Genomic DNA, 22829 nt, shown 5'->3' on the forward strand with positions numbered 1-22829 from the left:
GGGAAAAAAAAGAGGGCCCGCAAGGGGCCCTCTCTCATTTACCGTCGCCGGGGCTTAGACGCCCGAAGCTTCAGCCGCTTCCACGTCTTTCATGGAGAGCTTGATGCGGCCGCGGTTGTCCACGTCCAGCACCAGTACCTTCACTTCCTGGCCTTCCTGCAGGACGTCGGTGACCTTGTCGATGCGCTTGTCGCTGATCTGCGAAATGTGCACCAGGCCATCTTTGCCCGGGAGGATGTTGACGAAGGCGCCGAAGTCGACGATGCGCTCGACCTTGCCGACGTAGACCTTGCCGATCTCGGCTTCCGCGGTGATGCCCAGTACGCGCTGGCGCGCGGCCTCGGCAGCTTCCTTGGTTTCGCCGAAGATCTTCACGCTGCCATCGTCTTCGATGTCGATGGAGGCCTTGGTCTCTTCGCAGATGGAGCGGATGGTGGCGCCGCCCTTGCCGATGACGTCACGGATCTTGTCGGTGTCGATCTTCATCGCGATCATGGTCGGGGCGTTGGCCGACAGCTCGGTACGCGACTGGCCGATGACCTGGTTCATCTGGCCGAGGATGTTCAGGCGCGCTTCCAGAGCCTGCTCCAGGGCGATCTCCATGATCTCTTCGGTGATGCCGTTGATCTTGATGTCCATCTGCAGCGCGGTCACGCCCTTGGCGGTACCGGCTACCTTGAAGTCCATGTCACCCAGGTGGTCTTCGTCACCCAGGATGTCGGTCAGGACGGCGAACTTGTCACCTTCCTTCACCAGGCCCATGGCGATACCGGCTACCGGTGCCTTCATCGGCACACCGGCGTCCATCAGGGCCAGGGAGGCGCCGCAGACGGAAGCCATGGAGCTGGAGCCGTTGGATTCGGTGATTTCCGATACGACGCGGATGGTGTAGGGGAACTCGTCGCTCTTCGGCAGCATGGCTGCGACACCACGACGGGCCAGGCGGCCGTGACCGATCTCGCGACGGCCGGCGCTGCCCATGCGGCCGCACTCGCCCACGGAGAAGGGCGGGAAGTTGTAGTGCAGCATGAAGCCGTCTTTGCGCTCGCCTTCCAGGGTGTCCAGCAGCTGGGCATCGCGGGCGGTGCCGAGGGTGGCAACGACCAGGGCCTGGGTTTCGCCACGGGTGAACAGGGCGGAACCGTGGGTCTTGTCGAGGACGCCGACTTCGATCTTCAGCGGACGTACGGTGCGGGTGTCGCGACCGTCGATGCGCGGCTTGCCGTTGACGATGTTCTCGCGGACGGTGCGGTATTCCAAGAGGCCGAAGGCGTCCTTCACTTCACCGGCGGGGAACTGACCGGCTTCTTCGCCAGCGAAGCGGGCGACGACCTGGTCGCGCAGCTCGCCGAGGCGGTTGTAGCGGTCCTGCTTGATGGTGATGGTGTAGGCCTGGGAGATGGCTTCGCCGAACTCGGCCTTGATGGCACTGAGCAGGGCGGTGTTCTCGACCGGGGCGGTCCAGTTCCAGGTCGGCTTGCCGGCTTCGGCTGCGAATTCCTTGACGGCGTTGATCACGGCCTGGAATTCCTGGTGGGCGAACAGCACGCCACCGAGCATCTGGTCTTCGGTCAGTTCCTGGGCTTCGGACTCGACCATCAGCACGGCGTCCTGGGTACCGGCGACGACCATGTCCAGGCTGGAGGCCTTGAGCTGCTCGTAGTTGGGGTTCAGCAGGTAGCCGGTGCTCTCGTGGAAGGCCACGCGGGCGGCACCGATCGGGCCGGCGAAGGGAATGCCGGAGATGGCCAGGGCAGCGGAAGTACCGATCATCGCGGCGATATCAGGATCAGTCTTCTTGTTGGTGGAGACGACGGTGCAGATGACCTGCACTTCGTTGAGGAAACCTTCCGGGAACAGCGGGCGGATCGGACGGTCGATCAGGCGCGAGGTCAGGGTTTCCTTCTCGGAAGGACGGCCTTCACGCTTGAAGAAACCACCGGGGATGCGGCCGGCTGCGTAGGTTTTTTCCTGGTAGTGGACGGACAGCGGGAAGAAGCCCTTGCCCGGATCGGCCTGCTTGGCGCCGACCACGGTCACCAGCACGGTGACGTCTTCGTCCATGGTGACCAGAACGGCACCGGAAGCTTGACGGGCGATGCGGCCAGTCTCGAGGGTTACGGTCGATTGACCGAACTGGAATTTCTTGATTACCGGGTTCACGGTGTCTTTACCTTCTCTTTAGTTGCCTTTGGGGGAAATCTGCGGAAGGCACGGGAATCGGCCCGTCGTCCTCCTCGAAAAAAGCCTGAAGCTGGAAGCCAGAAGCTGGAGGCAGGGCCAAGGCCCCACTTCCAGCTTCCGACTTCCAGCTTCCAGCTCGAGTGCGTCTTAGCGACGCAGACCCAGACGACCGATCAGGGCGCTGTAACGAGTGGTGTCCTTACCCTTCAGGTAGTCCAGCAGCTTGCGGCGCTGGTTGACCATGCGGATCAGACCACGACGGGAGTGGTGGTCTTTGCCGTTGGCCTTGAAGTGATCCTGCAGCTTGTTGATGTTGGCGGTCAGCAGTGCAACTTGCACTTCCGGAGAACCGGTGTCGCCTTCAGCTTGCTTGTACTCGTTAACGATCTGGGCTTTCTCAGTAACGCTCAGTGCCATGATGGGCTTCCTCTGAGGTAATAGGCCGGGAACGAATCCCGTGTTTTAAAAAGGAGGAGTGACCGTGCCTATTAACAGCCATCCTCGAATCGGTCATTCCGACCGAATCAGTCGACGCGGCGCTACACGCCCGTCATCGCTCACTTCACCGATGCCGATGAAGCGACCGTTGTGATCCTGCACCCGCAGCATGCCGAACTTCGGCGCCTCGGGAGCCCTTACCGGCTGGCCATGCAACCAGTAATAGGCGCTGTGCTCGCTCAACTGGACCAGGGGCCAGTGTTCCAGGCCGCTGTCCTCGGGCAGGAGGAACCGGTCCAGTGCCTCGTTGCCGCCTTCGGCATGGGCTTTCTCCAGCTCTTCCAGGGTAATGGCCTGGGCCAGCGAGAAGGGGCCTGCCTGGGTACGACGCAGTTCCGCCACGTGCGCCCCGCATCCAAGCACCTGGCCAAGGTCTTCGACCAGGGTACGAATGTAGGTGCCTTTGCTGCAGGCCACGGCGAGTCTCGCCTGGGCGGACTCGAAGGCCAGCAATTCCAGGCGCGCAATAGTAACAGAACGCGCTTCGCGCTCCACTACCTCGCCCGCGCGTGCCAGCTTGTACAGCGGCTGGCCGTCTTTCTTCAGCGCCGAGTACATCGGGGGTATCTGCTTGATTTCGCCACGGAAATCAGCGAGACGGGCCTCGATATCGGCACGACCGACGGTCACCTCGCGACGCTCGAGGACTTCGCCTTCCGCATCCCCGGTGGTGGTGGTGACGCCGAGCTGGGCCAGGGTCTCGTAGCCCTTGTCGGCATCCAGCAGGTACTGGGAGAACTTGGTCGCCTCGCCGAAGCACAGCGGCAGCACGCCGGTGGCCAGGGGATCGAGGCTGCCGGTGTGGCCGGCCTTCTCGGCATTGAGCAGCCAGCGCACCTTCTGCAGGGCCTGGTTGGAACTCATGCCACGGGGCTTGTCGAGAATCAGGATGCCGCTGACGTTGCGGCGGATGCGCTTCACCTGGGCCACGGTTATTCCTCGCTGTCGCCCTGGTGCTTGCGATCCTCGGCCACGGCGCGCTCGATGAGCGCCGACAGCTCGACGCCGCGACGGATGCTGGCGTCGTAGTTGAAGTGCAGCTGCGGCACGGTGCGCAGCTTCATCGCACGGCCCAGCTGCATGCGCAGGAACCCGGCGGCATCGTTGAGGATGTCGGTGTTCTGCTTGATGACTTCGGCGTTGTCGTCCTGGCCCATCACGGTGATGAACACCTTGGCGTGGGACAGGTCACGGGCCACGTCGCAACCGGTGATGGTCACCAGGCCCAGGCGAGGGTCCTTGATTTCACGCTGGATCAGCAGTGCCAGCTCGCGCTGCATCTGATCGCCGATACGTTGGGTACGGCTGTATTCTTTTGCCATTTCCTGCTACCTGCACTCTCCCCCGGGCCTAGAAACCAGGGGGTTCAAAAGCGGCAAACGCCCGGCCGAGCGGAGGCTGGACCGGGCGTTGCGTATTGCAGCTCGCGCTTAGAGGCTGCGAGCCACTTGGACCTTCTCGAACACTTCGATCTTGTCGCCGACCTTGACGTCGTTGTAGCTCTTCACGCCGATACCGCACTCCATGCCGGCTCGCACCTCGGACACATCGTCCTTGAAGCGGCGCAGGGATTCCAGTTCGCCTTCGAAGATCACCACGTCGTCGCGCAGTACGCGGATCGGACGGTTGCGGTGGACCATGCCCTCGACAACCATGCAGCCCGCGATCGCGCCGAACTTCGGCGAGCGGAACACGTCGCGCACTTCGGCGATACCCAGGATGTTCTCCCGGACGTCGCTGCCGAGCATGCCGGACAGTGCTTTCTTAACGTCTTCGATGATGTCGTAGATGATGTTGTAGTAGCGCAGGTCCAGGCCTTCCTGCTCGACGATCTTCCGGGCGCCCGCATCGGCACGCACGTTGAAGCCGAACAGTACGGCGTTGGAGGCCAGCGCCAGGTTGGCGTCGCTCTCGGTGATGCCACCGACGCCGCCACCGACGACACGCACCTGCACTTCGTCGTTGCCGAGATCCGACAGCGCGCCCTGCAGGGCTTCCAGGGAACCACGGACATCGGACTTGAGGACGATGTTGAGCGTCTTCTTCTCGTCCTGGCCCATGTTCTCGAAGATGTTTTCCAGCTTGCCGGCATGCGCGCGGGCCAGCTTGACCTCGCGGAACTTGCCTTGGCGGAACAGGGCCACTTCACGGGCCTTCTTCTCGTCGCTGATCACGGTCAGCTCGTCACCCGCATCCGGGGTGCCGTCCAGGCCGAGGATCTCGACCGGGATGGAGGGACCGGCTTCCTTGATGGGCTTGCCGTTCTCGTCGAGCATGGCACGGACGCGACCGAAGTTGACGCCGCAGAGGACCATGTCGCCCTGGCGCAGGGTACCGTCCTGAACCAGTACGGTGGCCACCGGGCCGCGGCCCTTGTCCAGGCGGGACTCGACCACGACACCACGGCCGGGGGCCGACGGGGTGGCTTTGAGTTCCAGGACTTCGGCCTGCAGCAGCACGGCTTCCAGCAGCTCGTCGACACCGGTACCGACTTTCGCCGAGACGGGTACGAACTGGGTGTCGCCGCCCCACTCTTCCGGGATCACGTCACGACCGGCGAGGTCGTTCTTGATACGGTCGAGGTCAGCTTCGGGCTTGTCGATCTTGTTCACCGCGACCACGATCGGCACGCCAGCCGCTTTGGCGTGCTGAACGGCTTCTTCGGTCTGCGGCATCACGCCGTCGTCCGCCGCCACCACGAGGATGACGATATCGGTCGCCTTGGCACCACGGGCACGCATCGCGGTGAACGCGGCGTGGCCAGGGGTGTCGAGGAAGGTGACCATGCCACGGTCGGTTTCGACGTGGTAGGCACCGATGTGCTGGGTGATGCCACCGGCTTCGCCCGCGGCGACCTTGGCACGACGGATGTAGTCGAGCAGCGAGGTCTTGCCGTGGTCGACGTGGCCCATGACGGTCACGACCGGCGCGCGGTGGATGGCTTCACCTTCGAACTTCAGGGATTCGGCCAGTTGCTCTTCCAGTGCGTTCTCGCTGACCAGCTTGACCTTGTGGCCGAACTCTTCTGCGATCAGCTGGGCAGTTTCCTGGTCCAGCACCTGGTTGATGGTCACCGGGGTGCCCATCTTGAACATGAACTTGACGACTTCCGCGCCCTTGACGGTCATCTGCGCAGCCAGTTCGGCCACGGTGATGGTCTCGCCGATATTCACATCACGCACAATCGGTCCTGTCGGGCTCTGGAACCCGTGCTGGTTGCGCTTCTTGAGCTTGGACTTGCCACCACGACCGCCACGACGGTAGCCGTCGCTTTCCTCTTCGGTGCTGCGCGGGGCGACACGCGGTGCCGGAACCTTTTCCTTCTCCTTGACGGAGGGGCGGTGCTGCGTGTGCTTGCGATCACGGCGCTCGTCTTCGTCACGAGCCTTCTCGGGACGGCGCGGCTCTTCCTTCTTGCGATCGTCGGCGCCTGCGGCAGCGGCAGGAGCCGGAGCAGCGGCAGGAGCGGTCGCTTCGGCAGCCACGGCGGCAGCAGGTGCTGCATCGCCGCCGCGAGCGGCTTCCAGGGCACGGGCATCGGCCTGGCGACGGGCGTCTTCTTCGGCCCGGCGCTTGGCTTCTTCCTCGGCCTTCAGGCGCGCGGCTTCTTCAACGGCACGCTGCTCTTCGAGCTCGCGCTGCTTCTCGGCCTCGATCTCGTCGGGGCTGCGTTTCACGTACGTCTTCTTCTTACGTACTTCGACGCTGATGGTCTTGCTACCGGCCACTCTCAGCGTAGTGGTGGTCTTGCGCTGCAAGGTGATCTTGCGGGGCTCTTCCAGCCGTTCGCCGTGACTGCCCTTGAGATGCGCCAGCAGCGCCTGTTTCTCATTGTCAGTCACAACTTGCTCGGCGCTGGTGTGCGGCAACCCTGCCTCACGCATCTGCAACAGCAGGCGCTCCACCGGTGTGTCGACCACTTGGGCCAGTTCTTTCACCGTGACTTGCGTCATGCACTTCTCTCCTCAGGCCGCGACTGCTTACTCGAACCAATGGGCTCGGGCGGCCATGATCAGCTTGCCGGCACGCTCTTCGTCCATGCCGTCGATGTCGAGCAGGTCGTCGATAGACTGCTCGGCCAGGTCTTCGCGGTTGACTACGCCACGTACTGCCAGCTCAACAGCCAGCTCTTTGTCCATGCCTTCGAGAGCAAGCAGGTCGTCCGCCGGCTGAGCGTCAGCCAGTTTTTCTTCAGTGGCGATAGCCTTGGTCAGCAGGCGATCCTTGGCGCGGGCACGCAGCTCGTTGACGATGTCTTCGTCGAAGCCGTCGATGCTCAGCATCTCTTCCATCGGTACGTAGGCGATTTCTTCCAGGCTGGTGAAGCCTTCCTCGACCAGTACCTGGGCCAGTTCCTCGTCGACTTCCAGCTCGTCGACGAAGGCCTGCATGATGTCGCCGGTCTCGGCCTGCTGCTTGGCCTGGATGTCGGCCTCGGTCATCACGTTCAGCGTCCAGCCGGTCAGCTGGCTCGCCAGGCGAACGTTCTGGCCGCCACGACCGATGGCCTGGGCCAGGTTGTCCTCGCCCACGGCGATGTCCATGGCATGGGCATCTTCGTCGACGATGATCGCTGCCACTTCGGCCGGAGCCATGGCGTTGATCACGAACTGCGCGGGGTTGTCGTCCCACAGCACGATGTCGACACGCTCACCGCCCAGCTCGCCGGAAACGGCCTGGACGCGCGAACCACGCATGCCGATGCAGGCGCCTTGCGGGTCGATGCGCTTGTCCTTGGAGCGAACGGCGATCTTGGCGCGGGAGCCCGGGTCACGGGAGGCGGCCATCACTTCGATCAGCTCTTCGGCGATCTCCGGCACTTCGATGCGGAACAGCTCGATCAGCATCTGCGGCGCGGTGCGCGACAGGATCAGCTGCGGACCGCGGTTCTCGGTGCGGATCTCTTTCAGCAGCGCGCGAACGCGGGCGCCGACACGGAAGGTCTCGCGGGCGATGATGTCCTCTCGGGCCAGCAGCGCCTCTGCGTTGTTGCCCAGGTCGACGATCACGTTGTCACGGGTGACCTTCTTCACGGTGCCGGAGATGATGTCACCCAGCTTCTCGCGATAGGCCTCGACGACCTGTGCACGCTCGGCTTCGCGAACCTTCTGCACGATCACCTGTTTGGCGGTCTGTGCAGCGATGCGGCCGAACTCGATGGACTCGATTTTTTCTTCTACGAAATCACCGGCCTTGGCACCAGGTTGCTTCTCCTGGGCCTCTTCGACGGTCAGCTCGGCCGCGGGGTTTTCCTGGTCGTCTTCTTCGACGACCGCCCAGCGGCGGTAGGTGTCATAGCTGCCAGTATGGCGATTGATCTCCACACGCAGCTCCACTTCATCTTCGAAGCGCTTCTTGGTAGCAGTGGCCAGAGCCAGCTCCAGCGCCTCGAATATCACGCCAGCCGGTACGCCTTTCTCGTTGGATACCGACTCTACAACCAGCAGTACTTCTTTGCTCATCGTACGCCTCGCCTTTCGCAATCCATTGGATCCGCGGGATCCGCGTCTCAGTCAAAACGGGGAATGATGTTGGCCTTGTCGATCAGATCGATCGGCAGCAGGTACTCGTGATCCTCAACAAGAACCACCACATCCTGTTCCTCCACCCCGCGGAGGAGCCCCTGGAAATTACGTCGCCCATCGTAGGGAGAGCGCAACTTGATCTTCACCAGTTCACCGGCGTGTGCCGCGAACTGCTCAAGACTGAACAGCGGTCGATCCATGCCAGGCGAGGACACCTCGAGGGTGTATTCGCTGGGGATAGGATCTTCCACGTCGAGAACACCACTGACCTGGCGACTGACTTTTTCACAGTCGTCGACCTGGATGCCGTTCTCATGATCGATATAAACCCGCAGCAGCGAATGCCGCCCCTGGGACAGGAACTCGACGCCCCAGCATTGGTAGCCAAGCGCTTCGACTACCGGGGCCAGCAAGGCCTGCAACTGTTCTAGCTTGCTCGACACCTGATTGCCCTCGCATGCTGTGCAAATAAAAAATGGGCGAAACGCCCATCCATTCGAACCAATCGGCAAACGACCGATGGCTAACTGTCCCAGCTAGCAAAAAGCCCCTAAAAAGGGGCTCCGCTACTACTGGTTGCGGGGGCTGGATTTGAACCAACGACCTTCGGGTTATGAGCCCGACGAGCTACCAGACTGCTCCACCCCGCGTCAAAGCTGGGGCGAGAGTATACGGCCTACGTGCATACACGGTCAACCGAACACCTCACCAACAAGAAAGCCCGCATACAGCGGGCTTTCTTGTTTTGTATGGTACCGAGGAGGGGACTCGAACCCCTACAGCCTATGGCCACTACCACCTCAAGGTAGCGTGTCTACCAATTCCACCACCTCGGCAAAACTTGCCTTACTTCTGCTCTGGAGCCTGAGGTACATCACCTGCACTTTCTGCAGGCTTCTGCTCTTCGAGCACCGGCACATCATCAGCTGCCGGCTTTTGCTGCTGAACCTCGACAGCTGCCGGATCCGGCAGACCAACGTGACTCAGAGCTTCAGCCTTTTCTTTAGCGAAGAACGCTAAGCCCAGGCTGGTAATGAAAAAAACCGCGGCGAGTATACCAGTAACTCGACTCAGAAAGGTAGCAGAACCTTGACTACCGAAAACGGTACCCGAAGCTCCCGCACCAAACGAGGCGCCAGCATCCGCACCCTTACCCTGCTGCAGCAACACCAACGCGACGACGCCGAGCGCGCCGAGCAGGTGAACCACGATAACGACAGTTTCCAGCATCTCGTCAGCTTCCTGCGGCACGACAGATCGCGCCGAATTCATCAGCATTCAGGGAGGCTCCACCAACCAGCCCCCCGTCGATATCCGGCATGCCGAACAATTCGGCCGCACTGGCCGCCTTGACACTGCCGCCGTAGAGAATCCTCACACCACGCGCCACTTCGGCATTTTCCGCCGCAAGCTGACCACGTATTGCAGCGTGCACCTCTTGTGCCTGCTGCGGGGTCGCCGTGAGCCCTGTACCGATAGCCCAGACCGGCTCGTATGCGACCACCGCTTTCGCGAATGCCCCCACACCGAGCTCTTCGATCACGCTACCGAGCTGACGCCCGACAACCTCTAGAGTCCTGCCCGCCTCACGCTGCTCCTGCGTCTCACCGACGCAAAGCACCGGAACCAGACCACAGGATTGAGCCGCAGCGAACTTGCGACTCACCACTTCGTCGCGCTCACCGAGAATCAGGCGGCGCTCAGAGTGACCGACGAGAACCAACGTGCAACCGGCATCAGCCAACTGACTCGCAGCAACCTCACCCGTCAGCGCGCCCTGCATGGGCTCTACTGCACAATTCTGCGCACCGATGGCAATCGACTTGCCATCCAGGCCTTGAGCGACCTGATTGATGTACAGACAAGGCGGGAATACCGCGACCTCAATACCAGCCGGCAAGGCCAACTGGCGAAGCCCTTTGATCAGCTCTGCGACGCTGGCGCGGGTACCGTGCATTTTCCAGTTACCAGCTACCAGGGGGCGACGCATGCTTTACCTCGTCGATCAAAGTGGGCGCAGATGTTACCCAAGGTTTTTTGAAGTAGCAAGAGAAATCAAGCACATACCTCGGTTACGACTTTAACCAGTTCTTCCGCGTAACCGCGGACCTGGCTTTCGTCGTCGCCCTCGACCATCACGCGAACCAACGGCTCGGTGCCGGACTTGCGCAGCAGCACGCGTCCGCGCCCCGCCATCTTCTCGGTGACACGGGCACAGGCGTCCTTCACCGCGGGGTGCTCGACCGGATCCACACCGCCACCGGCAAAGCGCACGTTCAACAGCACCTGAGGGCACTTGCGCATGCCTTGACGGGCCTCTGCCAGCGATTGGCCACGACGCTGCAGGGCCAGCAGTACCTGAAGCGCAGCGATCAAGGCATCCCCGGTGGTGGTGAAATGACTGCAGAGGATATGCCCCGAGTTCTCACCACCGAGACTCCAGCCCCGCTCCTGCATGTCGGCTATGACATAGCGATCCCCGACCTTGGCGCGCGTGAAAGGCACACCAAGCTCACCCAGAGCGAGCTCGAGCCCGAGGTTGCTCATCAACGTCCCGACTACACCGCCCCCCTGGAGCTTGCCACGCTCATGGAGGTCGCGGGCAATGATGAACAGCAGCTCATCACCGTCCACGACGGCACCGGTGTGATCGACCATGAGCACACGATCCCCATCACCATCGAAGGCGATGCCGATGTCCGCATGCTGGGCCACCACTTCCGCCTGCAACGCTTCCATGTGGGTGGAACCGCACTTGTCGTTGATGTTCAGCCCATTGGGCTGAGCCGCGAGCACCGATACGCTGCCGCCCAACTCACGAAACACACTGGGAGCGACCTTGTAAGTCGCCCCGTGCGCGCAATCGACCACGATCTTGAGCCCCGCGAGATCGGTACTCATGGGCACCGTACTCTTGCAGAACTCGATGTAGCGGCCGGCAGCATCATTGATACGCGAAACCTTGCCGAGGTTGGCCGACTCGACCACCACCATGGGCTGATCGAGCAACTCCTCGATCATCAGCTCGACCTCGTCGGAGAGCTTCACGCCCTGGCCGGAGAAGAACTTGATGCCATTGTCGTTGTGCGGATTGTGCGAGGCACTGATGACGATCCCCGCATCGGCGAGGAAGGTCCGGGTCAGGTAGGCGATGGCCGGGGTCGGCATCGGCCCGAGCAGCATCACATCGGCACCTGCGGCGGAAAGACCGGCCTCCAGCGCGGACTCGAACATGTACCCGGAGATACGGGTGTCCTTGCCGACCAGGATGCGGCACTTACCCTGCTTGCGGAACGCCATGCCGGCAGCCCAACCCAGCTTGAGCATGAAATCAGGGGTGATGGGGAACTGCCCAACATGGCCGCGAATGCCATCGGTGCCGAAATACTTTCTGCTCATGAATGCTCCGTGTTTCTTATTCCGCTGCCTGTACTGCAGCGATCATGCGTACGACATCGACAGTCTCGGCCACATCGTGCACCCGCAGGATGCAGGCGCCCTTGGCCACGGCCAGGGCCGCCAGAGCCAGACTACCGTAAAGGCGCTGATCGACATCGCGACCCAGCACCTGACCCACCATGCTCTTGCGTGAAACACCTATCAGCAGGGGACGCCCGAGACCATTCAGTTCTTCGAGATGCCTGAACAGGCCCAGGTTGTGTTCGAGGGTCTTGGCGAAGCCAAATCCCGGATCCAGCAGAATACGCTCCACCGGTATACCTGCAGCGACGCAGGCCGCCATGCGGTCGACAAGAAACCCTGCGACCTCACGCGTGACATCCTCGTACTGCGGATTCTCCTGCATGTTCCCCGGTTCACCGAGCATGTGCATCAGGCAAACCGGCAGGCCGGTATCGGCTACCGCATCCAGCGCACCATCACGTCGCAGTGCGCGGACATCGTTAATCATCCCCGCCCCCAATCGAGCGCCTTCACGCATGACGGCGGGCGTCGAAGTATCCAGGGAAATAATCACGTCCAACTCGCGGGCGATCATCTCGACCACCGGAGCGACACGCTCCAACTCCTCGGTAGGAGAAACCGCCCGCGCTCCAGGCCGGGTCGACTCCCCCCCTACATCGATGAGCGTAGCGCCGGCGGCTACCATCTCGGCGGCGTGACGAAGCGCCGCATCGTGCTGACTGAAACGCCCGCCGTCGGAGAAGGAGTCTGGAGTGACATTGAGGATGCCCATCACGTGTGGGCGCCCCAAATCAAGAACCCGGTTGCCGCAAGGCAACCGGGTCAGGTACTGCGTGGAACTCATGTAGGAACCTTAGTGTTCGCCAGCCGGCCCGCCGATCGGGTTCTCGGTACGAGGAGCTTCCTCGCGAGGGGCAGGTTTGCCGGAAGAGGCACCCGGGCCGCCTTGCCAGTCCTTGGGCTCACGAACCTGGCGACCGGCCATGATGTCGTCGATCTGTTCGGCGTCGATGGTTTCGAACTTCATCAGCGCCTCGGCCATCATGTCCAGCTTGTCGCGGTTGTCCACAAGGATCTGCTTCGCCGTGGCGTAGCAGTGGTCGATAATGCTGCGCACTTCCTGATCGATCAGTTGCGCGGTCTGCGCCGAGACACTGGAGTGCTGGCCACCAGCGCTGCGCCCCAGGAACACCTCGCCCTCTTCCTCTGCATACATCAAAGGACCGAGCTTCTCGGACAGGCCCCACTTAGTCACCATGTTCTTGGCGATCTGAGTGGCACGCATGATGTCGTTGGATGCCCCGGTAGTCACGCCATCGAAACCCAGGGTCATCTCTTCGGCGATACGACCACCGAACAACGAGCAGACCTGACTGATCAGCGCCCGCTTGGACAGGCTGTAGCGATCCTCTTCCGGTAGGAACATGGTCACACCGAGGGCACGACCGCGCGGGATGATGGAGACCTTGTAGACCGGATCATGCTCGGGAACGATACGACCGACGATGGCATGACCTGCTTCGTGGTAAGCGGTATTGAGCTTCTCCTTCTCGGACATGACCATGGATTTGCGCTCGGCGCCCATCATGATCTTGTCCTTGGCCAGCTCGAACTCTTTCATCTCGACGATGCGCTTGTTGACGCGAGCGGCGAAGAGAGAAGCCTCGTTGACCAGGTTGGCCAGGTCGGCGCCGGAAAAACCAGGGGTACCACGAGCGATCACACCAGCGTCGACGTCGTCCCCCATGGGCACCTTGCGCATGTGCACCTTGAGAATCTGCTCGCGGCCACGAATATCCGGCAGGCCGACCACCACCTGGCGATCAAAGCGCCCCGGGCGCAGCAGAGCCGGGTCCAGCACGTCAGGACGGTTGGTCGCGGCGATGACGATGATGCCGTCGTTCATTTCGAAACCATCCATCTCCACCAGCAACTGGTTGAGAGTCTGTTCACGCTCGTCATGACCACCACCCAGGCCGGCACCACGGTGGCGACCGACAGCGTCGATCTCATCGATGAAGATGATGCAGGGCGCATGCTTCTTGGCCTGGTCGAACATGTCGCGAACACGGGACGCACCCACGCCGACGAACATTTCGACGAAGTCGGAACCGGAAATGGTGAAGAAGGGAACCTTGGCTTCACCCGCAATGGCTTTTGCCAGCAGCGTCTTACCGGTGCCGGGCGGCCCCACCATCAGCACGCCACGGGGGATGCGACCACCCAGTCGCTGGAACTTGCCCGGGTCACGCAGGAATTCGACCAACTCACCCACTTCTTCCTTGGCTTCGTCGCAGCCAGCGACATCGGCCAGGGTGGTTTTCACTTGATCTTCGGACAGCAGGCGCGCCTTGCTCTTGCCGAAGCTCATGGGGCCGCCGCGACCACCGGAGCCGCCCTGCATCTGGCGCATGAAGAACATGAAGACAGCGATGATGACCAGGATCGGGAAGCTGGCGACGAGCAACTGGGTCCAGATGCTCTGCTGCTCGGGCTGCTTGCCCTCGATGATGACGTTGTTGTCGATCAGATCGCCGATCAGCCCGCCATCCTGGATGGCGGGACGAATGGTCTTGAAGGAGTCGCCGTCGTTACGCTTGCCGGTGATGACGAAACCATCGACGGTGACGCGCTCGACCTTGCCTTCCTTCACCTGACCGATGAAATCGGAATAGTTCAGCGTCTGCGGTTCGCTCGGACTGGAGAAGTTGTTCATCACCGTGACCAGGACGGCGGCGATGATCAGCCACAGGATGAGATTCTTTGCCATATCGTTCAATTAGCTACCCTCTGGAGCAGATCCCGCCCTGGGACGCGCCCCGCATGACGGCTGGTTATCAACCGGCCTAACTTACTATACAACCCCTGCCCCTGGCAGACGCCGTCTGTAACCCTTTATGAAGCATGGCACTCGCAAAACAACCGAGCCTGGCCATTCAGACCGAAAAACAAGTCGGCCGTTGCAGTCTATTCCTCGCAAAGAACACGCGCGAGCGGGTATTGCCTGGAGGAACAGTCGCTCGACGAAAGAGAGGGGCCCGCGTATGCCGACCCGACACCCCTCATATTGGGGCACTCTCGAAAATCACAAGCCTTGTCGGACATTCGAAAAAGGCCTCGAACCTGCTGGCGGATTACACGCCGATGACAGAGGCTCCTTCAGCCAATGCTGACTAGTCTTGGTACGAGCTGCGGGACACCGCCTGTTCAGCTGTGCGCCCCGAAATGACTCGGGTAAACTAGCCGCCTTTTTTCGCAGGGGTCTGATTATGGCGCTCTCTCAGGAGCACAAGAAGCAATACAAATCTATCGGCCACCACCTGAAACCGGTATTGATCGTGGCTGAAAATGGTTTGACCGAAGGCGTGCTCGCCGAATTGGAGCGCGCACTCAACGATCACGAGCTGATCAAGGTGCAATTCCGCATCACCGAGCGCGATGACCGCCGCGCACTCATCGATGAGCTGTGCAGCACCGGCAAATGCGAACTGGTCCAGGTGATCGGCAAGATGGCCCTGGTCTATCGCCGCAATCCCAAGCCGAATCGCAACCTGTCCAACATCAGCCGCTTCAGCGGGCTCTGAACCCAGGCCGATGACCGTGGCGCGCTCAGCGCGCCCGGACCTTCTCGCCCACCGGCACCGGCTGGATCACCAGCAAGGCGCCACAGAACGCCAGAACCAGGTAGTTGAACGCCAGCCAGCGCATCGCATTCGGCTGCAACTGGTTAACCAGCAGGAACGCCACCGCCATCACCAGAACGGCCACCAGCAGTTGCCCGCGCGAATCGCGCTGCAGGCTGCGGACACCTTCGATCTGGACCAGCACGAACCCCTGAACCAGCGCACAGAAAGCGGTGAATGCCACCAGCAGCGGCGTCAGGCTGCGCGTGATCTCCTCCACCAGCAACGGCGCCAGACCGACGCGTTCCAGGGAAGGCACGACAACGAAGTGCAGAAGCCAGAGGCCGCCGACCCAGAGTGTCTGGGCCAGCTGCCAACTGGCTGTCGCTGCGCAGAACCGCCGACGATCAGATATGGCGGACCTCGACGATCTCGTACTCGATCAGCCCGCTCGGGGTCTTGACCGTCACCACATCGCCCTCTTCCTTGCCCACCAGGGCGCGGGCGATCGGTGATCCCACCGACAGCTTGCCCTGCTTGATGTCGGCTTCATCCTCGCCAACGATCTGATAGGTCACGGTCTCATCGGTTTCCACGTTGGCGATATCCACCGTAGTGCCGAAGATCACCTTTCCTGTGTGGGCGATGGCGGTGACATCGATGACCACCGAATTCTGGAGGCGCCCTTCGATGTCGCGGATGCGCGCCTCGACCATGCCCTGTTGCTCGCGCGCAGCGTGGTACTCGGCGTTCTCCTTGAGATCACCCAGCTCACGCGCCTCGCCGATGGCCTGGCTGAGTTGCGGGCGCATCACCTTGGTCAGATGAGCCAGTTCCTCTTCCAGGGCGCGCGCGCCCTGGACGGTCATGGGGTATTTATTCATGCCTTGATTCCTGCATGCAGATCCTGCAGCCGGCGAACGGTCTTCTCGGGACCGAACTTGAGCGCCTCACAGACCGCCTGCCCCGCCGCGATGGTGGTGGTGCAGTAGATCTTGTGCTGCAGGGCGTTACGGCGGATCGAGTAGGAGTCTGCAATCGACTGACGCCCCTCGGTGGTGTTGATGATCAGGGTAACCTCATCGTTCTTAATCATGTCAACGACATGCGGACGACCCTCGGTCACCTTGTTCACGCGACGAACCGGCAGGCCGGCGGCCTCGATCACCTTGGCGGTGCCGGCGGTGGCAACCACTTCGAAGCCCAGGGCGATCAGGTCACGAGCGACCTGGACGGCTTCCGGCTTGTCGTCTTCACGTACGCTGATGAATGCGCAACCGGAGTTCGGCAGGATCTCGCTGGCGCCCAGCTGAGCCTTGGCGAATGCCTCGCCGAAGCTGTCGCCCACGCCCATTACCTCACCGGTGGACTTCATTTCCGGGCCGAGGATCGGGTCCACACCCGGGAACTTGGCGAACGGGAACACTGCTTCCTTGACGCTGAAGAACGGCGGGATGATCTCTTCCTGGTAACCGGCTTCTGCCAGGCTCTTGCCCGCCATGACGCGAGCGGCGACCTTGGCCAGCGACTCACCCACGCACTTGGAGACGAACGGTACGGTACGCGAGGCGCGCGGGTTCACTTCGATCACGAAGATGTCCTCGCCCTGCACCGCCATCTGCACGTTCATCAGGCCGACGACACCGAGCTCCAGGGCCATTTTCTTGACCTGGTCGCGGATCTCGTCCTGGATGTGCTTCGGCAGCGAGTACGGGGGCAGCGAGCAGGCCGAGTCACCGGAGTGCACGCCGGCCTGTTCGATGTGCTGCATGATCGCGCCGATCACGACGGTCTCACCGTCGCTCACCGCATCCACGTCCACCTCGATGGCGCAGTTGAGGAAGCGATCCAGCAGCACCGGGCTGTCGTTGGACACCTTCACCGCTTCGCGCATGTAGCGCTTGAGTTCTTCTTCCTGGTAGACGATCTCCATCGCCCGACCGCCCAGTACGTAGGACGGACGCACCACCATCGGGTAACCGATGTTCTTCGACAAGGCCAGTGCCTCGTCTTCGCTGCGCGCGGTGGCGTTGGCAGGCTGGCGCAGGCCGAGACGCTGCACCATCTGCTGGAAGCGCTCACGGTCTTCGGCGCGGTCGATGGCCTCGGGGCTGGTACCGATGATCGGTACGCCGGCCTCTTCGAGGGCGCGGCAGATCTTCAGCGGGGTCTGGCCACCGTACTGCACGATGACGCCTTTCGGCTGCTCGACGCGGACGATTTCCAGCACGTCTTCCAGGGTCACCGGCTCAAAGTACAGGCGGTCGGACGTGTCGTAGTCGGTGGAGACGGTTTCCGGGTTGCAGTTGACCATGATGGTCTCGTAACCGTCTTCACGCATGGCCAGCGCGGCGTGCACGCAGCAGTAGTCGAACTCGATGCCCTGGCCGATCCGGTTGGGGCCACCGCCGAGGATCATGATCTTCTCGCGGCTCGACGGATTGGCCTCGCACTCTTCCTCGTAGGTCGAATACATGTAGGCGGTGTCGGTGGCGAACTCGGCGGCGCAGGTATCCACGCGCTTGTACACCGGCAGCACCTTGAGCTTGTGGCGATGGGCACGCAGGCTCTTCTCGGAAACACCGAGCAGCTTGGCCAGGCGCGCATCGGAGAAGCCCTTGCGCTTGAGCTTGAACATCAGGTCGCGGTCGATGGCGGACAGACCGAGGGTCTGTACGTTCGCCTCGTCCTTGATCAGGTCTTCGATCTGGACCAGGAACCACTCATCGATACGGGTCAGCTCGAACACTTCGGCGATGGTCTTGCCGGCGCGGAAGGCATCGGCCACGTACCAGATGCGATCGGCGCTGGGCACGGTCAGCTCGCGACGCAGGGTGCTCTCGGCTTCCGGATCGTTCAGGTCGAGCTTCGGATCGAAGCCGGCAACGCCGACTTCCAGGCCGCGCAGGGCTTTCTGCATGGACTCCTGGAAGGTACGACCGATGGCCATGACCTCACCGACGGACTTCATCTGGGTGGTCAGGCGGGCATCGGCCTTGGGGAATTTCTCGAAGGCGAAACGCGGCACCTTGGTGACCACGTAGTCGATGGCCGGCTCGAAGGATGCCGGGGTGCGACCGCCGGTGATGTCGTTGGACAGCTCGTCCAGGGTGTAGCCGACGGCCAGCTTGGCGGCGATCTTGGCGATCGGGAAGCCGGTGGCCTTGGAGGCCAGCGCCGAGGAGCGGGATACGCGCGGGTTCATCTCGATCACGACCATGCGGCCAGTGTTCGGGCAGATGCCGAACTGCACGTTGGAACCACCGGTTTCCACGCCGATCTCGCGCAGCACCGCCAGGGAGGCGTTACGCAGGATCTGGTATTCCTTGTCGGTCAGGGTCTGGGCCGGGGCCACGGTGATCGAGTCACCGGTATGCACGCCCATCGGGTCGAAGTTCTCGATGGAGCAGACGATGATGCAGTTGTCCTTCTTGTCGCGGACCACCTCCATCTCGTATTCCTTCCAGCCGATCAGCGATTCGTCGATCAGCAGCTCGCTGGTCGGCGACAGGTCCAGGCCGCGGGCGCAGATCTCCTCGAACTCTTCACGGTTGTAGGCGATGCCGCCACCGGTACCGCCCATGGTGAAGGACGGACGGATGATGCAGGGGAAGCCAACCTTCTCCAGCACGCCGTACGCTTCTTCCATGTTGTGGGCGATGCCGGAAACCGGGCAGGCCAGGCCGATGTCCTTCATCGCCTTGTCGAAGCGCGAGCGGTCTTCGGCCTTGTCGATGGTGTCGGCATTGGCGCCGATCATCTCGACGCCGAACTTCTCCAGCACGCCGTGCTTTTCCAGGTCCAGCGCGCAGTTCAGCGCGGTCTGGCCACCCATGGTCGGCAGCAGGGCGTCGGGGCGTTCCTTCTCGATGATCTTGGCCACGGTGGCCCACTTGATCGGCTCGATGTAGGTGGCGTCGGCCATGGCCGGGTCGGTCATGATGGTGGCCGGGTTGGAGTTCACCAGGATGACGCGGAAACCTTCTTCCTTCAGGGCCTTGCAGGCCTGAGCGCCGGAGTAGTCGAACTCGCAGGCCTGGCCGATGACGATCGGGCCAGCGCCGAGGATCAGGATGCTTTTGATATCTGTACGTTTAGGCATTTTTACTCACTCGAATCCTTGGGTCAGTCGACAGGCTCAGCGGCGCTTGGCCATGGCTTCGATGAAGCGGTCGAACAACGGGGCCACATCGTGCGGGCCGGGGCTCGCCTCAGGGTGACCCTGGAAGCTGAAGGCCTCCTTGTCGGTACGCTCGATACCCTGCAGGGTGCCATCGAACAGCGACTTGTGGATCGGACGGACGTTGGCCGGCAGGCTGGTCTCGTCGACGGCGAAGCCGTGGTTCTGGCTGGTGATCATGACCACGCCGCTGTCCAGATCCTGGACCGGGTGGTTGGCGCCATGGTGGCCGTGGCCCATCTTCAGGGTCTTGGCGCCAGAAGCCAGTGCCAGCAACTGGTGACCGAGGCAGATACCGAAGACCGGGATCTCGGTCTCGAGGATTTCCTTGATCGCGGCGATGGCGTAGTCGCAGGGCTCGGGGTCGCCAGGGCCGTTGGAAAGGAACACGCCGTCCGGATTGAGCGCCAGCACTTCACTGGCCGGAGTCTGTGCCGGCACCACGGTCAGGCGGCAGCCGCGGGCCACCAGCATGCGCAGGATATTCAGCTTGACGCCGTAGTCGAACGCCACCACGTGGTAGGGCAGCTCGCTGGCCGGGATTTCCGGGTGGCTGTCGGTCTTCAGGTTCCAGATGCTGGAGCGCCACTCGTAACGCTCGGTGCAGCTGACCACCTTGGCCAGGTCCATGCCCTTGAGGCCGGGGAAGCTGCGCGCCAGCTCCAGGGCTTTTTCTGCAGTAGCGCCTTCACCGGTGAGGATGCAGCCGTTCTGCGACCCCTTCTCGCGCAGGATGCGGGTCAGGCGACGGGTATCGATGCCGGCGATGGCCACGGTGCCGTTGGCCTCCAGGTACTCGGGCAGCGACTGCTTGTTGCGCCAGTTGCTGGCCAGCAGCGGGAGGTCACGGATGATCAGGCCGGCGGCCCATACGCGATCGGACTCGGCATCCTCCGGCGTGGTGCCGGTGTTGCCGATATGGGGGTAGGTCAGGGTGACGATTTGCTGGGCATAGGAAGGATCGGTGAGGATTTCCTGATAGCCGGTCATGGCGGTGTTGAAAACCACCTCTCCGATGGTCTGGCCGTCGGCCCCGATGGATTCACCGAGGAAAATGCTGCCGTCGGCAAGCGCGAGTATGGCTGGCTTAGTCAAGAAGACCTCCCGTAGATCAAGGCTGAAGCAAACGCAGGTTGTAAAAAAGCGGGATGACGTTTTGAACCGTCACCCCGCTTTTTTATCTGAGCCATTCTGCGTAACTTTTAGTGGACACACTAAAGCTGCAGCTTACAGGAGAAGCCTTTTTCGGTCCACCGTGGAGTAGGACCTTTTGGCGGTTTCAGCGCAAGCCGAGCACATCCTGCATGTCATAGAGGCTCGCTTCCCGACCTTCCAGCCAAAGCGCCGCGCGAACCGCGCCACGAGCGAAGGTCATGCGGCTCGATGCCTTGTGGGTGATCTCAACGCGCTCGCCATCCGCCGCGAAGAGCACGGTGTGATCGCCGACCACATCGCCAGCGCGAACAGTGGCGAAACCGATGGTTTCGCGCGGACGGGCACCGGTCTGTCCTTCACGCCCATAGACCGCCACCTTCTCCAGATCACGCCCGAGCGCACTGGCGACGACTTCGCCCATGCGCAGGGCAGTACCGGACGGTGCGTCGACCTTGTGGCGGTGATGGGCCTCGATGATCTCGATATCCACGTCATCCCCCAGCACACGGGCAGCCGTGTCGAGCAGCTTCAGGCAGAGGTTCACGCCGACGCTGTAGTTGGCGGCGAAGACGATCGGGATTTCCTTGGCCGCCGCGCTCAGCAACTCCTTCTCCTGCTGGGAGAAGCCGGTGGTGCCGATCACCATGGCCTTGCCTGCCTTGCGGCAGATTTCCAGGTTCTTGAGGGTCACGGTCGGGTGGGTGAAGTCGATCAGCACGTCGAACTCGTCGATCACCTTGCCCAGATCCCCCGACAGCGGCACACCGATGCGGCCGAGCCCCGCCAGCTCACCGGCATCGGCCCCTACCAGGGTGCTGTCCGGGCGATCGATCGCCGCGGTCAGACCGGCACTACCGCCGGTCTGCTGGACCGCCTCGATCAGGATCTTGCCCATGCGCCCGGCGGCGCCCATCACTGCAATACGTCGCATACACAAAGCTCCAAGCTGCAAGCTCAGGCCGCAGGCGCCGCTCGTCGAGTCTTCGCCTGCAGCCTGGGCCGGGATGTCAAAGATCGCCGAAGAAGCGTTTCATGCCTTCGAACCAGCTACTGGCCTTGGGCGAATGGGAGCCGTCGTTCTGCAGGGACTTGCGGAACTCCTCGAGCAGCTCGCGCTGGCGCTTGTCGAGGTTGACCGGAGTCTCGACCACGACGCGACACATCAGGTCGCCCGCACCACCACCACGCACCGGGGCCACGCCCTTGCCGCGCAGACGGAACAGCTTGCCGGTCTGGGTCGCTTCCGGAATCTTCAGCTTGACCCGACCATCGAGGGTCGGCACTTCCAGCTCGCCACCCAGGGCGGCGTCGGCGAAGCTGATCGGCACTTCGCAGTACAGGTGCTTGCCGTCGCGCTGGAAGATGGGGTGCTCACGCACGTTGACCACGACGTACAGGTCGCCGGCCGGCCCACCCATGGCGCCAGCCTCGCCCTCGCCGGACAGGCGGATGCGATCGCCAGTGTCCACGCCAGCCGGCACTTTCACCGACAGGGTCTTGTGTTCCTCGACGCGCCCCTGCCCGTGGCAGCTGCCGCAGGGATCGGAAATCATCTTGCCGGTGCCGTGGCAGCGCGGGCAGGTCTGCTGGACCGAGAAGAACCCCTGCTGCATGCGCACCTGGCCGATGCCGCCGCACGTGGTGCAGGTGACGGGGCTGGTGCCCTTCTTGGCGCCGGAGCCTTCGCAGGTCTTGCAGTTGACCAGGGTCGGGACGCGAATGGTGACGGTGGTACCGCGCACCGCTTCTTCCAGGTCCAGCTCCAGGGTGTAGCGCAGGTCGCTGCCACGCTGGGCACCGCCACGCTGGCCGCCGCGCTGGCCACCGAAGAAGTCGCTGAAGACGTCGCCGAAGATGTCGGAGAAGCTGGCGCCGCCGAAGCCCGCACCACCGCCCGCACCCATCTGCGGATCGACACCGGCATGGCCGTACTGGTCGTACGCCGCGCGCTTGCTGGCATCGGAGAGCACTTCGTAGGCCTCGTTGGCCTCCTTGAATTTCTCTTCGGCAGCCTTGTCGTCCGGATTGCGGTCCGGGTGATACTTCATGGCCAGACGACGATAAGCCTTCTTCAGCTCAGCCTCGCTGGCGCCCCGCTCGACACCGAGGATTTCGTAAAAGTCACGTTTAGCCATTGGTTCTCTGCACTCTTCAAATTTCGCGCCCTCCAGACACGCCGACGCGGGAGCAAGCTCCCGCGCGGCGCATCAACCTGCGGGGCTGGGCCCGGCAGGCAGGAGA

The 22829-nt window shown here is 62.4% G+C and carries 19 protein-coding genes and 2 tRNA genes; 1 reads left to right on the plus strand and 20 read right to left on the minus strand.

The window, feature by feature from the left end; genetic code table 11:
- Positions 1-54 precede the first annotated feature (54 nt).
- The 14 genes from pnp to ftsH form a co-directional block, all read right to left on the minus strand.
- Positions 55-2163, minus strand: coding sequence for a polyribonucleotide nucleotidyltransferase (pnp, locus tag PHLH3_RS26075; RefSeq protein ID WP_213626337.1), 2109 nt, complete (start codon positions 2161-2163; stop codon positions 55-57).
- Positions 2164-2331: 168 nt separating this feature from the next.
- Positions 2332-2601, minus strand: a complete 270-nt coding sequence (gene rpsO, locus PHLH3_RS26080; RefSeq protein WP_111260160.1) for a 30S ribosomal protein S15 — start codon at positions 2599-2601, stop codon at positions 2332-2334.
- A 93-nt stretch (positions 2602-2694) separates the two neighbouring features.
- Positions 2695-3612 (minus strand): tRNA pseudouridine(55) synthase TruB, encoded by a 918-nt coding sequence (gene truB / locus PHLH3_RS26085; protein WP_213626338.1) that lies wholly within the window; start codon positions 3610-3612, stop codon positions 2695-2697.
- 2 nt (positions 3613-3614) lie between these two features.
- Positions 3615-4004 (minus strand): 30S ribosome-binding factor RbfA, encoded by a 390-nt coding sequence (gene rbfA, locus PHLH3_RS26090; RefSeq protein ID WP_173178968.1) that lies wholly within the window; start codon positions 4002-4004, stop codon positions 3615-3617.
- A 108-nt stretch (positions 4005-4112) separates the two neighbouring features.
- Positions 4113-6635 (minus strand): translation initiation factor IF-2, encoded by a 2523-nt coding sequence (infB, locus tag PHLH3_RS26095; protein WP_111260163.1) that lies wholly within the window; start codon positions 6633-6635, stop codon positions 4113-4115.
- Positions 6636-6662: 27 nt separating this feature from the next.
- Positions 6663-8144 carry a transcription termination factor NusA gene (gene nusA / locus PHLH3_RS26100; protein ID WP_213626339.1) on the minus strand — a complete coding sequence of 494 codons (1482 nt, stop codon included), beginning with the start codon at positions 8142-8144 and terminating at the stop codon, positions 6663-6665.
- Positions 8145-8191: 47 nt separating this feature from the next.
- Entirely contained in the window at positions 8192-8650 is a 459-nt protein-coding gene (gene rimP, locus PHLH3_RS26105; protein ID WP_111260165.1) for a ribosome maturation factor RimP, read from the minus strand.
- Positions 8651-8780: 130 nt separating this feature from the next.
- A tRNA-Met gene (locus PHLH3_RS26110) sits at positions 8781-8857 on the minus strand.
- Between the two features lie 100 nt (positions 8858-8957).
- A tRNA-Leu gene (locus tag PHLH3_RS26115) sits at positions 8958-9043 on the minus strand.
- Positions 9044-9053: 10 nt separating this feature from the next.
- Positions 9054-9437, minus strand: a complete 384-nt coding sequence (gene secG, locus PHLH3_RS26120; RefSeq protein ID WP_111260166.1) for a preprotein translocase subunit SecG — start codon at positions 9435-9437, stop codon at positions 9054-9056.
- 4 nt (positions 9438-9441) lie between these two features.
- Positions 9442-10197, minus strand: a complete 756-nt coding sequence (gene tpiA / locus PHLH3_RS26125; RefSeq protein WP_213626340.1) for a triose-phosphate isomerase — start codon at positions 10195-10197, stop codon at positions 9442-9444.
- 65 nt (positions 10198-10262) lie between these two features.
- A complete protein-coding gene (gene glmM, locus PHLH3_RS26130; protein WP_213626341.1) occupies positions 10263-11606 on the minus strand; it encodes a phosphoglucosamine mutase in 1344 nt (447 codons plus the stop codon).
- Positions 11607-11622: 16 nt separating this feature from the next.
- Positions 11623-12474, minus strand: coding sequence for a dihydropteroate synthase (folP, locus tag PHLH3_RS26135; protein WP_213626342.1), 852 nt, complete (start codon positions 12472-12474; stop codon positions 11623-11625).
- A gap of 9 nt (positions 12475-12483) precedes the next feature.
- Positions 12484-14400 (minus strand): ATP-dependent zinc metalloprotease FtsH, encoded by a 1917-nt coding sequence (gene ftsH, locus PHLH3_RS26140; protein ID WP_213626343.1) that lies wholly within the window; start codon positions 14398-14400, stop codon positions 12484-12486.
- 499 nt (positions 14401-14899) lie between these two features.
- On the opposite strand from ftsH, the gene PHLH3_RS26145 reads away from it, so the two are divergent.
- Complete coding sequence (locus PHLH3_RS26145; RefSeq protein WP_173178980.1) at positions 14900-15214, plus strand: YhbY family RNA-binding protein; 315 nt, start codon at positions 14900-14902, stop codon at positions 15212-15214.
- Between the two features lie 25 nt (positions 15215-15239).
- Here PHLH3_RS26145 and PHLH3_RS26150 read toward each other — a convergent pair whose 3' ends face one another.
- From PHLH3_RS26150 to dnaJ, 6 genes are all read right to left on the minus strand, one after another.
- Entirely contained in the window at positions 15240-15668 is a 429-nt protein-coding gene (locus PHLH3_RS26150) for a DUF4149 domain-containing protein (protein ID WP_213630687.1), read from the minus strand.
- Positions 15661-16137, minus strand: coding sequence for a transcription elongation factor GreA (greA, locus tag PHLH3_RS26155; protein ID WP_111260173.1), 477 nt, complete (start codon positions 16135-16137; stop codon positions 15661-15663). Before greA ends, PHLH3_RS26150 begins: the two co-directional genes overlap by 8 nt.
- Positions 16134-19355, minus strand: a complete 3222-nt coding sequence (gene carB, locus PHLH3_RS26160) for a carbamoyl-phosphate synthase large subunit (RefSeq protein ID WP_213626344.1) — start codon at positions 19353-19355, stop codon at positions 16134-16136. The genes greA and carB overlap by 4 nt, the downstream gene beginning before the upstream one ends.
- A gap of 36 nt (positions 19356-19391) precedes the next feature.
- A complete protein-coding gene (gene carA / locus PHLH3_RS26165; RefSeq protein WP_213626345.1) occupies positions 19392-20528 on the minus strand; it encodes a glutamine-hydrolyzing carbamoyl-phosphate synthase small subunit in 1137 nt (378 codons plus the stop codon).
- Between the two features lie 184 nt (positions 20529-20712).
- On the minus strand, positions 20713-21519 hold the full coding sequence (gene dapB, locus PHLH3_RS26170) for a 4-hydroxy-tetrahydrodipicolinate reductase (protein ID WP_213626346.1): 807 nt from the start codon (positions 21517-21519) through the stop codon (positions 20713-20715).
- A 76-nt stretch (positions 21520-21595) separates the two neighbouring features.
- Positions 21596-22723: a molecular chaperone DnaJ gene (dnaJ, locus tag PHLH3_RS26175; RefSeq protein WP_021222329.1), complete on the minus strand. Its 1128-nt coding sequence runs from the start codon at positions 22721-22723 to the stop codon at positions 21596-21598.
- Positions 22724-22829 lie beyond the last annotated feature (106 nt).

The sequence above is a fragment of the Pseudomonas sp. Pc102 genome (assembly GCF_018408275.1).
Lineage (GTDB): Bacteria > Pseudomonadota > Gammaproteobacteria > Pseudomonadales > Pseudomonadaceae > Metapseudomonas > Metapseudomonas tohonis.